This window comes from Providencia sp. PROV188 (genome assembly GCF_027595165.1).
In the GTDB taxonomy this organism is placed as follows: domain Bacteria; phylum Pseudomonadota; class Gammaproteobacteria; order Enterobacterales; family Enterobacteriaceae; genus Providencia; species Providencia lanzhouensis.
The window spans coordinates 3401760-3418217 of record NZ_CP097291.1; the positions used below are offsets into that span (position 1 = coordinate 3401760).

At 42.7% G+C, this 16458-nt stretch carries 16 protein-coding genes; 1 reads left to right on the forward strand and 15 read right to left on the reverse strand.

From position 1 onward, the window contains the following. Positions 1 to 43: 43 nt before the first annotated feature. From ugpQ to M5X66_RS15610, 6 genes are all read right to left on the reverse strand, one after another. Positions 44 to 787, reverse strand: coding sequence for a glycerophosphodiester phosphodiesterase (gene ugpQ, locus M5X66_RS15585; protein WP_270103712.1), 744 nt, complete (start codon positions 785 to 787; stop codon positions 44 to 46). Further along, positions 784 to 1854: a sn-glycerol-3-phosphate import ATP-binding protein UgpC gene (locus M5X66_RS15590; protein WP_108479506.1), complete on the reverse strand. Its 1071-nt coding sequence runs from the start codon at positions 1852 to 1854 to the stop codon at positions 784 to 786. The genes ugpQ and M5X66_RS15590 overlap by 4 nt, the downstream gene beginning before the upstream one ends. A gap of 2 nt (positions 1855 to 1856) precedes the next feature. Continuing rightward, the gene (ugpE, locus tag M5X66_RS15595; RefSeq protein WP_036949570.1) at positions 1857 to 2702 is read right to left on the reverse strand and encodes a sn-glycerol-3-phosphate ABC transporter permease UgpE; all 846 of its coding nucleotides are present in this window, start codon (positions 2700 to 2702) and stop codon (positions 1857 to 1859) included. Further along, on the reverse strand, positions 2699 to 3586 hold the full coding sequence (gene ugpA / locus M5X66_RS15600; protein ID WP_036949569.1) for a sn-glycerol-3-phosphate ABC transporter permease UgpA: 888 nt from the start codon (positions 3584 to 3586) through the stop codon (positions 2699 to 2701). Before ugpA ends, ugpE begins: the two co-directional genes overlap by 4 nt. Positions 3587 to 3655: 69 nt before the next feature. Continuing rightward, entirely contained in the window at positions 3656 to 4969 is a 1314-nt protein-coding gene (gene ugpB / locus M5X66_RS15605; RefSeq protein ID WP_036949568.1) for a sn-glycerol-3-phosphate ABC transporter substrate-binding protein UgpB, read from the reverse strand. 623 nt (positions 4970 to 5592) lie between these two features. After that, entirely contained in the window at positions 5593 to 7164 is a 1572-nt protein-coding gene (locus M5X66_RS15610) for an AbgT family transporter (protein WP_036949567.1), read from the reverse strand. Between the two features lie 457 nt (positions 7165 to 7621). Here M5X66_RS15610 and M5X66_RS15615 point away from each other — a divergent pair, with 457 nt between their 5' ends. Then, positions 7622 to 7990: a DUF1992 domain-containing protein gene (locus M5X66_RS15615; RefSeq protein WP_154599956.1), complete on the forward strand. Its 369-nt coding sequence runs from the start codon at positions 7622 to 7624 to the stop codon at positions 7988 to 7990. Positions 7991 to 7997: 7 nt separating this feature from the next. On the opposite strand, the gene M5X66_RS15620 is transcribed toward M5X66_RS15615, so the two are convergent. The 9 genes from M5X66_RS15620 to cutC all read right to left on the reverse strand — a co-directional run bounded on the left by M5X66_RS15620 (position 7998) and on the right by cutC (position 16439). Beyond that, positions 7998 to 8699 carry a helix-turn-helix transcriptional regulator gene (locus M5X66_RS15620; protein WP_036949563.1) on the reverse strand — a complete coding sequence of 234 codons (702 nt, stop codon included), beginning with the start codon at positions 8697 to 8699 and terminating at the stop codon, positions 7998 to 8000. A gap of 212 nt (positions 8700 to 8911) precedes the next feature. After that, on the reverse strand, positions 8912 to 9247 hold the full coding sequence (locus M5X66_RS15625) for a tRNA-binding protein (protein ID WP_036949256.1): 336 nt from the start codon (positions 9245 to 9247) through the stop codon (positions 8912 to 8914). Between the two features lie 162 nt (positions 9248 to 9409). After that, entirely contained in the window at positions 9410 to 9736 is a 327-nt protein-coding gene (locus M5X66_RS15630; protein ID WP_036949254.1) for a DMT family transporter, read from the reverse strand. A gap of 18 nt (positions 9737 to 9754) precedes the next feature. Next, complete coding sequence (locus tag M5X66_RS15635) at positions 9755 to 10168, reverse strand: DMT family transporter (protein WP_036949253.1); 414 nt, start codon at positions 10166 to 10168, stop codon at positions 9755 to 9757. Between the two features lie 52 nt (positions 10169 to 10220). Continuing rightward, positions 10221 to 10904, reverse strand: coding sequence for a hypothetical protein (locus M5X66_RS15640; protein WP_154609753.1), 684 nt, complete (start codon positions 10902 to 10904; stop codon positions 10221 to 10223). Positions 10905 to 10926: 22 nt separating this feature from the next. After that, positions 10927 to 11571 (reverse strand): phosphate propanoyltransferase, encoded by a 645-nt coding sequence (locus M5X66_RS15645; RefSeq protein ID WP_270103713.1) that lies wholly within the window; start codon positions 11569 to 11571, stop codon positions 10927 to 10929. Continuing rightward, positions 11568 to 11960: a BMC domain-containing protein gene (locus tag M5X66_RS15650; RefSeq protein WP_108479511.1), complete on the reverse strand. Its 393-nt coding sequence runs from the start codon at positions 11958 to 11960 to the stop codon at positions 11568 to 11570. The genes M5X66_RS15645 and M5X66_RS15650 overlap by 4 nt, the downstream gene beginning before the upstream one ends. Positions 11961 to 11973: 13 nt before the next feature. Next, positions 11974 to 12924, reverse strand: a complete 951-nt coding sequence (gene cutD, locus M5X66_RS15655) for a choline TMA-lyase-activating enzyme (protein ID WP_036949291.1) — start codon at positions 12922 to 12924, stop codon at positions 11974 to 11976. 83 nt (positions 12925 to 13007) lie between these two features. Further along, positions 13008 to 16439 (reverse strand): choline trimethylamine-lyase, encoded by a 3432-nt coding sequence (gene cutC / locus M5X66_RS15660; protein WP_270103714.1) that lies wholly within the window; start codon positions 16437 to 16439, stop codon positions 13008 to 13010. Between the last annotated feature and the right edge of the window lie 19 nt (positions 16440 to 16458).

Consider the following 16458-nt stretch of genomic DNA (forward strand, 5'->3'; position numbering starts at 1 on the left):
ATTGCTTATTGAGGTGTCATTAAAAATAAACAAATTTTTTAATTTATTCTGCGGGGAAATTTGGACCGATTAAATCAATACGATCAGTACAAATGGCATCAACGCCCCACGCTAATAATAATTTGGCGCGTTCAGGGTCATTCACCGTATACACCAGAATATATAAGCCCGCTTGCTTCAATAGCTCGACCCGAGCTTTATCCAATAAGAGATGATCTAAATGGATAGAGACACAGCCTAAGCGAGTTGTCAGTTCACGCCAATCCTCTCGCCACTCCTCCAGCAATAAACCGCGTGGCAATTCAGGTGCTGCGGCTTGAGCAGCTTCAAGGGACTCAATGGAAAATGAAGAGAGTAACGGTGCAGTTTGTCCTTCCCATAATTGTCGAGCCGCTAATGCCACCACGGTTCCTGTTTTTCTCTCCAAGCCGGTGGTTGGCTTAATTTCAATATTCGCCATCATGCGATGTTGTTGGCAACGCTCAGCCACTTGCGATAATAGCGGCAAATGTTCGTTAGCAAATTCTTGGCTATACCAGCTTCCAGCATCAATATTGACTAACTGGCTCCAGTCAAAATTCCCTGCAACCCCATGCCCGTTACTCGTGCGCTCAAGGGTATCATCATGCAGAAGGAATATGTGACCATCACGGGATAATTTGGCATCAAACTCAATCATGGTATGACCATATTTCGCCCCAACATCAATCGCTGCGAGCGTATTTTCAGGGGCTAATTTACCACCACCGCGATGGGCGACAATTTTAGGATAAGACCAAAGATTCATAAACGGTGTCCATATTGAGTATCAAAAAAATGCTGATGGGCTTCAGGAAGATGAAGCCATAACGTGGAGCCAATCTGAGGGCGATGCTCGTGCCCAAGGCGCACAATCACTTTTTGCCCTGCCCACTGACCATGCACTAAATTATCAGCGCCTAACATTTCGAGGGTCTCGACGACCAGCGGGATCCCCCCTGACGATTCAGAGCCTAACTGTAAATGTTCCGGTCGGGTACCTAACGTTAGCGCATGCCCTACCCACTGTAAATACGTTCTACCCAACGGTAATTGCATTCCGCCGTCGAGCTCAAAGCGAGAACCATCCGCACTCAGTTTTCCTTCCAGCAAATTCATGGCAGGAGAGCCAATAAAACTCGCCACAAAACGGCTGGCAGGACGCTCGTACACTTCAACTGGGGAGCCAATCTGTTCCGCAACGCCTTTATTCATCACCATCACTCGCTGCGCCAAGGTCATCGCTTCCACCTGATCGTGTGTCACATACAAGCTGGTGGTTTTTAAACGACGATGCAGCTGTTGCAGTTCAAGGCGCATCTGTACCCGCAACTTTGCATCGAGGTTAGAAAGCGGTTCATCAAATAAGAATACGGCGGGGTCACGCACAATGGCACGCCCCATTGCCACGCGCTGACGTTGACCACCGGAAAGCTCTCTCGGTTGACGCTTTAATAATCCATCAAGCTCTAAAATCCGTGCGGCATCCGCTACTTTTTGGCGAATGATCTCTTTTCCTAGCCCACGAATTTTTAGCCCCCATGCCATATTCTCTTCAACGCTCATATGAGGATAAAGCGCGTAATTTTGGAATACCATCGCAATGCCACGCTCTTTGGGTTCTAGATGCGTGACTCGCTTTCGGTCAATCCAAATATCCCCGCTCGTCACTTGCTCTAACCCTGCCACCATACGTAATAGCGTGGATTTACCACACCCAGAAGGCCCTACCATCACGATAAATTCGCCATCTGCCACATCCACTGTCAGCGGCTTGATCACTTGATTTTTTCCGTCCCAACTTTTAGTGACGGCTTGAAGTTTTAATTCTGCCATGCTTATTTCTCACTATCGACCAAGCCACGCACAAACGCCCTCTGCATAGCTAATACCACAAGAACGGGTGGAATCAGCGTGAGCAACATTGCCGCCATCACTTGATTCCATTGAGTCGTACCTTCACCCGATGCGATCATGCCTTTGATCCCCGCAACTGCTGTTCCTAAGCTGGGATCTGCAACGATCAAGATTGGCCACAAATATTGGTTCCAACCATAAATAAACGTGATCACAAACAACGCGGCTAAGTTTGTTTTGGACAACGGCAACACAATGTCGATGAAAAACCGCATTGGTGAAGCACCATCAATACGCGCTGCCTCTATCAGTTCATCCGGCAACGTCATAAAAAATTGGCGAAATAAAAAAGTCGCCGTCGCGGAAGCCATCAACGGCAAAGTTAGCCCGGCGTAACTATCCACCATGTTTAAGTTAGAAATCACCTCTACTGTGGGGAAAATTCGCACTTCGACAGGCAACATTAATGTGATGAAAATCATCCAAAAAAATAGGCTACGGCACGGAAAACGGAACCAAACGATGGCAAATGCCGATAATATCGAAATCGTAATTTTTCCAATCGCTATCACCAGCGCCATAACGGTGCTATTTACCAGCATCAACCAAAATGGGGCGCTGTTCGCTGCCACACCGTTATTCCAAATATGTAGAATGTTCTCCCATAAATGAGAGCCAGGTATTAGGGTAATGGGGGTATCGAAGACCGCTTTATCATCGAGTGTCGCGGCAACAAAGGCCACATACAGCGGGAATAAAATCACTAAAATCCCAATTACCAACATGGAATGACTGAATACGCTCAGTCCACGATTTTTCTCTATCATTGGTAACGTACCTTACGCTCGATAAAACGGAATTGAATCACCGTTAGGACGATCACCAAGCCCATCAAAATCACAGATTGAGCTGCGGATGAAGAGAGGTCGAGCCCTGAAAAACCTTCACGGTAAATCTTATAAATTAGTGTCGTCGTCGCTTGTACAGGCCCCCCGCCCGTTGCCGCGTCAATCACAGGGAAAGTATCAAAGAAGGCATACACCAAATTCACCACCAATAAAAAGAAACTCACCGGAGTGATTAATGGTAAGGATATTTTAAAGAAACGGCGGATAGGTCCCGCACCGTCGATAGCAGCCGCTTCCATCAAAGAGCGTGGAATAGATTGCAAAGCAGCGAAGAAAAACAAAAAGTTATAACTGATTTGTTTCCAAACTGAGGCTAAAACAACTAAAAACATCGCCTGACCGCTATTTTGTGCATGGTTCCAGTCATAGCCAATGGATTCCAAACCATAGGTTATCAATCCTCTGCCGGGACTAAACAAAAACATCCATAAAACCGCCGCAACAGCAGGTGCAACGGCGTAGGGTAGTAGCATCAATGTTTGGTAAAAACGGCTTCCTCTTACCACATAATCAACCAAAGCCGCGAAAAACAGCGAGACGACAAGCCCACTTCCTGCTACCCAGCCACTAAAAATCATCGTGGTATAGAAAGAGTCTACATAGTAGCTATCGCTAAAGAGTTGAGTGAAGTTTTCTAACCCCACAAACTCACTGGATAATCCAAAAGGATCAATACTTTGTAATGAATACCAAAGCGCTTGTCCGGCTGGCAAAATAAAGAAAATCACCGTAATGATGAGCTGTGGTAATACTAGCGCATAAGGTAACCAGCGGGAGCGAAATACGGGACGAGATGATGACATAAGCAACCCAATAAATCAGATGTGATGCAGCGCCCCTCTTAATTCCATCAAGAGGGGCAAAAGAACTCATTACTGAGTGGATTTTTCGAAACGGCGCAGTAATTGGTTACCACGCTCAACAGAGGCATCGAGGGCTTGTTGCGGTGTCTTTTTACCTGACCACACGGATTCCAGCTCTTCGTCCACGATGGTACGAATTTGTGGCATATTACCTAAGCGTAATCCTTTGGTATAAGGTAACGGCGCTTTGTTTAACATTTGGCGAGTCGCAATATCCGCCCCCGGATTTTTGTCATAAAAGCCGGATTTTTGGGTCAACTCATACGCTGCCGTTGTAATCGGTAAATATCCTGTATTTTGATGCCATTTTGCGGCATTTTCAGGTTCAGCTAAGAATTTCATAAATTCCGCAACACCTTTATAGGTTTCAGGATCTTTACCGCCCATCACCCACAAGCTTGCACCACCAATGATGGCATTTTGTGGTGCCGTTGGAATTTGTGCATCGTAAGGCATCATGCCAACACCAAAATCAAACTTAGCATGCTTGCGAATATTCGCCAGAGAACCGGAGGAACCAGTAATAATGGCACAATCCCCGTTATAGAATTTCTCAGTTGGCTCGTCTTTACGCCCTAAATAGCTGAAGGTGCCTTTTTTATTCATATCTTGTAGCTGCTCGATATGCCTAACGTGATCTGGGGTGTTAAACTCCAGTACTGCATCAGTGCCGTCAAAGCCATTATTCTTCGATGCGACAGGCAACCCGTTCCATGCACTGAAGTTTTCAATTTGTATCCAGCCCTGCCAACCACTGGCGTAGCCGCACTTCATTCCTGATTCACGTAGCTTTTCAGTATATTGGGCAAGATCTTGCCATGTTTTTGGTGGGGTATCTGGGTTTAAACCGGCTTTTTTGAAGGCTTCTTTATTGTAATAAAGCACCGGAGTGGAGCTATTGAAAGGCTGGGATAGCAGATGCCCCGTTTTCGCATCGCTGTAATAACCCGAAACGGTAGGCACAAACTGAGATTCATCAAAATCAATTCCAGCTTCTTGGAAAACTTCGTAGACAGGTTTGATGGCTTTGGATGACATCATCGTCGCAGTACCAACTTCATAAACCTGCAGTATCGCAGGTGCATTGCCAGAACGAAATGCCGCAATCCCCGCAGCGAGGCTTTGCTCGTAGTTCCCTTTATAAGTGGGAATCACGTTGTAATCTGGGTGAGTTTCATTAAAGCGAGTGACAAGGTCATTCACTTCTTCACCAAGCTGACCTTCCATTGAATGCCAGAATGGGATTGTGGTGACTGCCACTCCTTGACTGCTAAAAGCCAAGCCTAACATCATTGCTAAAGCGGACTGTTTGATCGATGCCATGCCAATTCTCTCTTTTATTATGACTGAAGTTTATCCGCAGAGATTTACACTAAAATGTGCGAATTCACGCAGTTTATGTTCGAGAGAGAATTTATCACCGAGAAATGACAGAAATATCGCCAACACATGACAGATTAATGACTGCCATATCTCTAGCAAATGACGCTTACATGGCAATCGACGTGTTTTATTTTCCCGGTATATCGAAAATAAACACTCAATTTAATGTGAATAATGAATTTCTGATTATTGAATAATGATTAAATAACAAAAAATAGGAAAAACAAATAAAAAAGTAAAAAAAGATGCCAGAAATAATTTTGCAGAAATTGTCATTCTATACATATTATTCACCTTACATTCATTTAAAATAACAAATAAAAAGAAAATTGAGAATAAGTCTATTATTGACATAGCCATAAAAGTAAACTGACCTTCTAAATTAACTTTAGGATAATATTAATAGAACAACAAATATTTAATACCATAAATCCAAAAAACTAATAATAGCCCATAAAATAAGCTATCTTATGATTATCACTTTATAGCCAATTTAAGATTCACATTCGAAAACAATAAAGAGCAAATAAAAATCTATTTGCCCTTATAAATTAATTATTAGATTAACTTCCAGGAGTAAAATAAATTGGTGATCCAGGTCCTACCGGTAATCCCAAAATAAATACCCAGATAATAAAGAACAGAGACCAACCAATAAAGAAAATAATCGAGTATGGCAGCATCATTGAAACCAGAGTACCAATCCCTGCATCTTTCTTATACTTGACGACAATGGCCATGATTAAGCCAAAATAGCTCATCATTGGCGTAATAATATTGGTCACTGAATCACCAATACGATAAGCCGCTTGGATAGTTTCAGGGGAATAGCCTGCCAACATTAACATTGGTACAAATATCGGTGCTGTCACAGCCCATTGTGCGGACGCGGAGCCAATCATTAAGTTAATAAAGGCACAAATCAGAATAAAGCCAACAAATAGTATTCCACCATGTAAATCAATACTATTTAAGAAATTAGCGCCTTTGACCGCAATCACTTGCCCAATGTTGGTCCAGCCAAAAAATGCAACGAACTGCGCCGCAAAGAAAATGATGACTAAATAGAGACCCAAAGTGCTCATTGCGCTTGCCATCGCATCAACCACATCTTTGTCGCTACGCATGGTTTTTGCAATATAGCCGTAAACAATTCCCGGAATCGCAAAGAAAATAAAGATAAACACCACGATTGCTTTTAAGAAAGGTGAATTACTCACTAACCCAGTTTCTTGGTTACGTAAAATCCCACTTTCAGGCACCACCATTAAGGCTAATACTGCCGCTAATCCCCAGAAAGTCACCGATGCCCAGAACAACGCTTTTTTCTCAAGCGGTGTCACTTCAGCTGAGGCACGGAGTTTATCTTCATCTTCATCGACACCACCGCCCTGATAAGGGCCTAACTGCGGCTCCACGATTTTCTCTGTGATGAAATAACCCAAGATAGTGATCAAGAAAGTACTGGCAAACATAAAGTACCAGTTTGCTTCTGCCCCGACGATATAGGTGGGGTCAATAATTCGAGCTGCTTGCTGAGTGATCCCTGACAATAACGGATCCACTGTACCTAATAGTAAGTTCGCTGAATATCCACCGGATACCCCTGCAAATGCAGCAGCAAGCCCAGCTAATGGATGGCGACCTAATGAATGGAAAATAATCGCAGCCAGTGGAATCAGTACCACATACCCGAGTTCTGCCGCGGTATTAGACATAATCCCAGCAAAAACAATCGCAACGGTGGTTAATTTACGAGGTGCTTTGATAACAATCAGACGCATTGCCGCAGATAATAAACCGGCACGTTCCGCGATCCCAACCCCTAAAAGAGCAACTAATACCGTGCCAAGAGGCGCGAACCCGGTAAAATTGGTGACCACATTAGACAGAATTTTACGGATGCCTTCCGCATCTAATAGGCTAACAATATGAATGATCCCGTCTTCAGCCCGACCTTTCGCACCTTCAGGGCGAGGATCCGGCACACTAATACCAAAATACTGACCAACAGCGGAAGAGACTAATAAAATCCCAATTAAGATAATGAATAGAATAACAGGATGTGGCAGAGCATTTCCCAGCCACTCAACCGTTCGTAAAAAACGGCTACCCTCTTGCCTTTTTTGTTCCATGAATTCTCCTTATAAACAAGAGAAATGAACATTACACAATGTTTTTCTCTTCACCTAATTACAAGCATATAAATTCAAACCAACAAATTTGATACAAATCGAATACATTAACCAACAATAAACGTACTGATAGTAAAAATAGAATATTTACTTTGTTAAATTTTATTTATGTTAAAAATTAAAACCATAAAAATTAAATATCATAAAAATACAAAAATGTGGTCAAGCTAACATTTTAATAATATTAACCAACCATTTCTTATTATTTTTAACCAAATAGATATCAAATTTCGTCGGTTTTATTCCATTTAATTCGATTAATACCTATTTTTACAGTTACAATAAATTTGAGTTAGATAAAACAAAGTAAAATACCAATTAGCCTGATTAATGTACGTTTTTAATCTAGATTAATCAGCGCTATAATCGAAGCCTATTCACTACAGGGCGAGCCATAATGTCTGTCATTGATCTTTGGGCAGAGCGTCATATTCAAGACGCTTTAAATAAAGGGGAGTTATCCAATCTCAATGGTGAAGGGAAACCTTTGCAGCTTGATGATGACAGCCAAGTTCCTGAAGAATTAAGGGCGAGTTATCGTATTCTTAAAAATTCTGGGTATCTGCCGCCTGAACTGCAACAGAAAAAAGAAGCGTTGAATTTATGCCATATGCTGCAGCAACTCTCTGCTGATAACCCCAATTATGTTGCCATCAGCAAGCAATTGGCATTACTCGAACTAAAACTCAAGCAAGCAAATATCAATACCGACTTTTTATATGGCGAATACGCCGTGACAATTTCAGAACACTTAGAGTCTAAATAGCGAAGAATTAACGTTTGGGTAGGGATTGTAGGCGATATTCCTGAGGAGTTTTACCGTAAAACTTACGAAATGCTTGGCTAAAAGCAGAGTGAGAATCATACCCCACCAAGGTAGCAATATGTTCAATGGTTTGGTGAGTTAATAATAGACTTCCCGCGGCTTCCATCCGTTTTTGCAATAAAAATTGCATGACGGTGATCCCCATTTCAGCTTTCACCTTACGTTGTAAGGTACTGACTGACATATAAAACGCGCAGGCAATGTCTTCGCAGCTTATAGGTAAATGCAGACGTAACTCCACCCAATGAACTAGCTCATCAACCCAACGGTTTTCTGGTTTTAACTGGGCTAATAACAGGCGAGCAACGGCAAAGTTTTGTTCCGGTGCTTGCGGAAAGCGTTGCAACCAATTTAATAACCCCGCCGCCGCTGGCGTCAGCGTGAAATGCGTCATTTTTTCATTTAATGACCATTGCGCCGTTGCAGGCATTTCCAATACATAATTTTGATTCCCATCTTGTCCACTAAAAGCATGGCTAACACTCGGCGGGATCACGACACCCTGACCTGCATTTAGCAGCCAGTGTTGACGATGCATATTGATTTCCATCGCCCCTGATAACGCAAATACCACCTGCCATTGCCCATCATGTTGATGAGAAATAACCTCTTGAGAATATTGGCGATAGTGCAATTCAGGTAATAACAAGGCAAGCTCCTACTGGGTGGCATACAGTAGGAGTATACGGTTTTAATCAAAAAAATGCAGCCTGACAGCTTAGGTAGAGGGATAAAAGCGTGGTTTTTCCCTCTTTGTGTTATTAGGCGAAAATCAATAAATTGATTTTCCTCGTTAATTTTACAACCCAAACGAGCCATTTCCAAACCTGATGGGTTTGTCTATGGTCTGCGCCTTACGGCTTAAGCTAGGCGAGAACCATTCGGCACAGGTAGATTAAATTCAGCTAATACAATTGCACCTGTTTCATCAGGAGCACCTGTAATTAACACTTCAGATTTTATGCCAGCAATACGTTTAACTTCAAAATTACACACACATAAAACCTGTTTACCAATTAAACTTTCAGGGGTGTAATGCACGGTAATTTGAGCGCTTGAACACTTAACTCCCAATTCCCCTAAATCCACTTCCATCACATAAGCGGGCTTTTTTGCTTTACTGTTTACTTCTGCACGAATAATCGTACCAACACGCATTTCCACTTTCGTAAAGTCGTCCCACTCAATAATTTGCATATCTTTATTCCTAAATTAAACGATGGTAGTGGCTTAAATTAACATAGGATAGATAGCGGCTCTTAGCGTCAAACATTCATTTTATGTTGTGAAACAGTCATTGATTATCACCTGATAATGGCAGGCAATAATCAATGGGTACAAGAGAGATAAAACGTGAAGTTACATATTTGAAAAAGTATTCATAATGATGCCGCCGGAGATAATTAATCCCATCGCGAAGACGGCTGGTACGTCTGGTTTTTGTTTATATAAAATCATCGAAACTAACGTCACACCGACAATACCAAACCCACACCATAAAGAATACGCAACCCCAACAGGGATATACCCCATTGCACGTGTTAACGCGAAATAGCACAGGCAATAAGCCACAATCACTAAAATTGATGGGCCTAATTTGCTAAAGCTATTGGTTTTTTTGATCATCGATGTACCCGTGATTTCTGAACCAATTGATAATGCCAACCATAAAAATCCAGTAAACATAATATTTCTCTCTTCTTATTAATGAGCAACTTTGTTGGTTGAAGACAGTGACGCATCCGAATTTTCAGCCGGTTCCGCCTCATCCGAGCCCATTTTAGAAAACAGGTTCATAATCACGATCCCAGAGGCAATAACCCCCATCCCAATCATTGCCGCCATATCTGGGTGCTGCCCATAAAACAACATACCTAAAGTTGACACCATCAAAATACCGGTACCTGACCAAGTCGCATATGCTAACCCAACTGGAATATATTTTACTGCGCGAGAAAGAGAGTAATAACAGATAACATAAAGAATCACTATCAGACCTAATAATAATGATTTAGTTGTTCCTTCACTATTATCGAACATTTTCAATGTGGATGTTGCTGAGGTTTCAGAAATAATAACCGCTAGCATCCAAAGCCATGATTTTGCTTTAGAAGACATAGATAATACTCCTACATAGATAGATGTTTAAAATATTAAATTGAAATAAAATTTATTTTTTTAGAGACTTTAAATAATCCATTGCCGAATCTGTTAATTTATTTTTATTTAGGGAATATTCCTTTGGGTCATTCATTACTTCTCTCAAAGTAATATAGCGATTCTGGTTTATTTTATTTTCACTCGATATCTCATCATTTTTAATGAGCATTTTGTTTTCAATATTATTAAATGTATCGAATTGAATACCTAATGAGATAGCCTTATTTATATTCTCTTTAATAAGGCGGTTATAATGTTCATTTTTATTCAAACCTAATATTTGGTTCAAATCACTGTCAGGGCAGCAATGATATTTCAATGCCATAATAGGAATATTTCGAGAAAGTGTTTGGATAATAATTTCGCTCTCTTCGCTAATTGCCAAGCCATTCACAACTTCATTCAGTACTTTAGTTCCTATAAAAGGGAGAAAAACCCCATGAAACTCTGCGAGTTTTTCCATATTAAAGGTATAAATATCAAAACATTGCCCAATTTCTTTCCATTGATTTATCGTCGATTGCGTTAGCATCTCCTTGGTGGCATAGAAAGAAAAAGACATTGAAGGTAACTGCAATAAACGCTGATAAACCGCCTGTTGATAATCTTGGCTTGGTGACAATAACACCAATACTCGCCGTTTCAGCCGTTGCAGTACCTGTAATACTATCTGCTCAATCATTTTTTCGTTCATATTGCCACCGCTCGTTTAGTCCTTAGCTGACAACAAACACGCTGTCACTGTTGAGTAACCCTGCCGCATTTGCTTCATCTGTATCAATATGAAATTCCAGGGAAAACCTTGCATCCACTCGAACAACCACCTCATCAAATACGAGGCTACGTTCCCCTTCAGTGCGAACACATACTCGCTGTCCATTGGAGACATTTAGCGACCTTGCATCCATTAAATTCATGTGGATATGGCGCTGAGCACAAATGACTTGTTCACAAAGATTAACGTGCCCAGCAGGACCGATTAACAGCGCACTCCCCGATTGGTTTAAATCTCCAGATTCACGCACTGGCGCTTTAATACCTAATGCAAAACAGTCTGCTTTCGAGACTTCCAGTTGAGTGGTTGGTCGTGTTGGTCCTAACACTCGTACTTTACTGATCGACCCTTTAGGTCCAACCACCATCACACACTCTTTTGCCGCAAATTGGCCAGGTTGCTTCAAATCTTTAAATGGCGTCAGTTGATAGCCTTCACCAAAAAGCGCGGTAACATCTTCTTGCGAAAGATGGACATGACGGTTCGAAACACCCACAGGGATAGCAATGGGGCTATCAATCATTGAGGCTGGGTTTGACATAGCTAAGCGAGACAGAATTTTTCCCATCAGCTGCTGGTTTATCATGATTTTTTCCCTTTACGCACGTCAGCTTTTGGCTCCACAACGGCAGTCTCGACAGTCATCGTCACAGGCGCCTCAACGGCCGGTTTTTCAACATTGTTCTCTTCTTCGCTCGCTTTATTCTTAGTGGATAACAGCTGGGTGATCACTCGCTCTTCTGGGCGAGCAATGACTAATGTGCCTTTTAATAGGTCTTGATGGCTGATAACCGATGCACCATGATCAACGGCGGTTCTTACTGCACTAATTTCCCCTTGAAAACAAACAGAAACTAAGCCAGAACCGATTTTACGGTAGCCAACAATCTCGACACTCGCCGCTTTGCATGCAGCATCCGCAGCTTGTATTGCTGATGTCAGCCCGTAAGTCTCAATGACGCCTAAACTTTTCATTTTTTTCTCCTACTTAGTGACGAACCAGTCGAATATCGAAATCGAATTTTTTAAAGAAAGCCTCTAATTGATCTAACTCTTCCGCGCTGTAGGTTGGGTCTTTCTTGATGGGATAAATCATGTCGAGTTTGTCGTATTTTCCGCGACCAAGCTGGTGATAAGGCAGAATATCAATTCGACTTAAATTGCCGCGTTTCGACAATTCCATGGCGTATTCAATTGCGCCTGTTATTGCATCAAAAGAATCGTTATATCCGCGAACTAAAGGCATACGCATCACCACATTTGCCCCTAGTTCCATTAATCTTTCGAGGTTACGACGCACATTTTCATTACCAATACCAAACAGGCTTTTGTGCTCAACGGTATCGATATGTTTAACATCAAACAGGAATAGGTCGACAACTTCGGCTAACTTTTCATAATTCGCTAATGACGTTGTACCTTGTGTTTCAATCGCCGTATTGATCATCATTTTTTTGCATTCACGCAAAAGCTCAACGGCAAAATCTGTCTGTAAACTCATTTCACCGCCACCAATCGTGACACCACCACCAGAGGAAATATAAAAATCGTAGTCCTGCATGATGATCTCCATCATTTCAGAGACCGTGACATCTTTTCCCATAATGTCTAGCGCATCAGAAATGCACACTTCCTCACATTTGCGGCAACCGATGCAGTCAATACTACGATTCACGCGGTGGACTGCTTCCCCTTGTTCATTGGTGGTCATGTAATGGATCCCCGCAGGGCAAACATCCACACATTTCCCACACCCAACGCATTTATCGTGGGAAAACATCACTTGGAACTGGCTACTTAGCCCTTCAGGGTTAGCGCACCAAGGGCAACGAATATTGCATCCTTTAAGAAAGATCAGGGTTCGAATGCCATCACCGTCATAAATTGAGTATTTCTGGATATTAAATATCCGCCCTCTGATTTCTGCCGCTGTGTTCATCATTGCATCTCCAAAACAGTTTCAAACTTATTGTTTTTATTATGTACGGTGGGAATAGCAGCCTATCCCCACCCAGATTTGGTTTAGAATTTCTCAATCACGGTACGGCTGATGATTTCGTCCTGAACCTCTTTACATAACTCAACGAAGTAAGCACTGTAGCCAGCAACACGAACGATTAAGTCACGATATTTCTCAGGTTCTTGCTGTGCTTTTTTCAGCATTTCGTTATCAACGTAGCTGAACTGCATTTGACCGTTACCCAAAATAGATGCCGTTCTTAACAACGTGATTAACCCATTGCGACCTTCTGGTGTATCCAATAAGCCTTTTAAGAACTTAAAGTTATGCACCATACCGATGTTCATCGTTTCCACGTTCATCTTACTGATGGATTTAATAATTGCCGTTGGACCTTGTTTATCTGCCCCTTGAGTTGGGCTGATCCCATCTGACAACGGCATCCACGCTAAACGACCATTCGCAGTCGCTGCGGTTAGCTCGCCAATCGGTGTGTTGTTAGAAATGGATAATGTGCCGTGACTCAATGTGGAATACAGCATGTCGTACTTACGGCACTCGCGTTCCGTCCATTCAGTAATATCCAATGCATATTGGTCGACATAGTTGTCATCATTACCGAACTTAGGTGCATTCAGGCAATCACGACGTAACTCTTCATAACCTTCAAAGTTAGCAAGCAGACCATCACGCACTTGCTCTAAGGTATAGCGCCCCTCTTCATAAACCACTTTGCGAATAGCCGCCATTGAGTCAACGTAAGTTGCTAGACCAGAGAAAATCAGCCCCGGACCGTGGTTAATCATTGCACCACCCGCCGCAACATCTTTTCCTTTCTCCATACAACCTTCCACCAGCAAAGACATCAATGGTTTTGGCGCGACATCACGGTGAACACGCTGACTGATGACCGTACCAATCGCCGACAGGCGAACAATATGGGCAATTTGCGCTTTCACAGCATTATCGAAATCTTCGAAGGTTTTCAGGTTACGCAGATCCCCGGTATCTAAACCTTGGTGGCTATCAAACAGCACCATCCGACCACGGTTCAGAACAAACTCAATGGCGATTGGCCACTGGGTGTAACCCGTTGATGTCCACTGATAAATTCGACCTGATTTTTGTGGTTCCACGCAGCCCATTAAGCAATAGTCGCGAGCATCTTCAAAATCAAAGCCTTTACGCAGCATCATTTTGATATGGGAATCGTCAAAGTGACAGGCAGGGAAGCCCATACCGGCTTTCACTACATCCACGATTTTTTCCATATATTTTTGTGGAGATTGGTTATGAATACGGCATGCTAATGATGGCTGGTAAACTTTAACGAAACGGACTGCATCCATAATTAAGTACGTTAAATCGTTACACGCATCACCACCCGAGCGTTTTTGACCACCCACAGTTAAGTTGATAAATGGCTGATATCCAGCGAAATATTTAGCGCCCAGCTCACTGGACATCCACATTAATTCCGCACATTTGATGATAAACGCCTGCATCATTTCCAGTGCTTGGTCTTGAGTTAAACGACCAGATTGAATATCGCTTTCATACATTGGGAAACAGTATTGGTCTAAACGACCTAATGATAATCCTGTTTGGTTTTCTTCAATTTCAAACAAGGACTCCACAGTCCAAATACTTTGCAGCGCTTCTTGCAATGTTTTTGGAGGGTTCGCCGGTACATTTTCGTTCACTTGAGCAATTGTCAGTAACTCTTCACGTCGTTTCTGATCTGTCTCTTTAGAAGCCAGTTCACGAGCATGTTCAGCAATACGATGAGCATAAGCCACCACACCTTCACAGGTTTCAATTGAGGCTTTATAGAAATAGATGCGGTCGATGTCATCTGGATTTTGCATGCTTAACTCAGCCAGTTTTGCCTGAGCATCCGCTTTAATGCCATTCATGCCTTTAGTGAAAAGCAATACGTCATAACCAGGGCAAGTATCGCCTCCGCCATTGATTTGGTGATAAGACAAGTCACTCACAAAGGTTTCGCCGCTGAATTCCCAAACCCCGGCTTCACGATATTGCGCTTCACAAATTTCATCCAGAGAACGACCTTCCCAGAATGGCGCGATTTCTTCACGAATCACTTTTTTATCTTCTTCGGAGATCACAAATGGATCTTGTGGGCGGGTGCTCATTGTATCGAGCTCGTCCACCACCCAGCGCCATGCAATATCAGGTGAAAATGCACCTGCTCGCGCTTTACCACATGGATGACCGACAATCAGCTCTTCAGGCTGAATCAAGATAGGCGCAGTTTCACACGCACGACGGAACGCTTTTGCACGTAATAAAATCGGCGGTAAACCAGGGTTATTCTTCACCACTTCCGTAAAGGCTAATGCGCGATAGATAGACACGCTTGGACGCGCTTCTAAATAACGGTTACGCAAACGCTGTAAGCGAGGCGTTAACCCTTCCATCACTTTGACTTCATTATCTTGTTGAGCTGCTGGTGTCACATAACTGGCTGAAGCCGCAGAATATTGAGGCTGCGTGCTTGCTTGACCGCAATATAAACGGACTTTTAACCCAGCATTAATTGCACTGATATTTTCATGAGCAGAAAGCATCATCGCGGAAAGTTCGTTGATGCAGACTTGCGGATCATTAAGGTAGACTCCACCTTTAAGTGCATCAAACATTGGATAACCATCAATGGCGCGCGTTGCACGCACTTCTGACAACTCAGCCAGTTTTAGCCATAAGCTTTCAACAATCTCGTAAGCCTGTTGTTGAGTTAATCGACCTTGCTCAATATCGCGCTGATAGAATGGATAAACGGCTTTGTCGAAGCCCATTGGGTTCACGGCATAGCTGCCATTTTCTAAATGCAAAATCAGTTGTAATAGGTAGAACGCTTGGCAAGCTTCTTTAAAGGTTTGTGCAGGTTTTGCAGGAACTTGGCGTAATACTTCCGCGCTTTCTTGTAATTCAGCACGACGATATGGGTTAGCTTCTGTGGCCGCAAGATTTTCTGCTCTTACTGCTAAGGCGTTTGCAAAATGGATAGCAGCATCACAGGCATAAATTGCCGCACGGCAGTTGTTTGCCTCATCGATACTATTACGGCTAACGGCACTACCAATATTTCTGACGCGATTTTCTAGCTGATTTTTAATTTCTGCAAACCCGACATTCAGAACGACTAAATAATCCGGTGCGGCGATTGTGCTATCCCCCGCTAAAAACTCATAAATACTCTGGCTGTGTACTTCATCTTCCGTATGGAAGATTGCACCGCGAGGTGTTGAAGATTGGCTACCAATAATCAATTCATCTTGTGCAATAAAAGCGGGGAAATTACGAATAAACTCATAAAAACGCTGAGCGGGTTTAATCGCTTGAGGCGCCCCTGTTAATTGATTTCTGACAGTTTCAAGAATGTTGGCACGTTCGGTAATGATTGAGCAATTGCGAGCACTTAAACGTTCAGCCAGTGTTTTTACACGTGGGGTCAAAGCATATTTGGCCATGTTAGCCTCTCCTGATGTT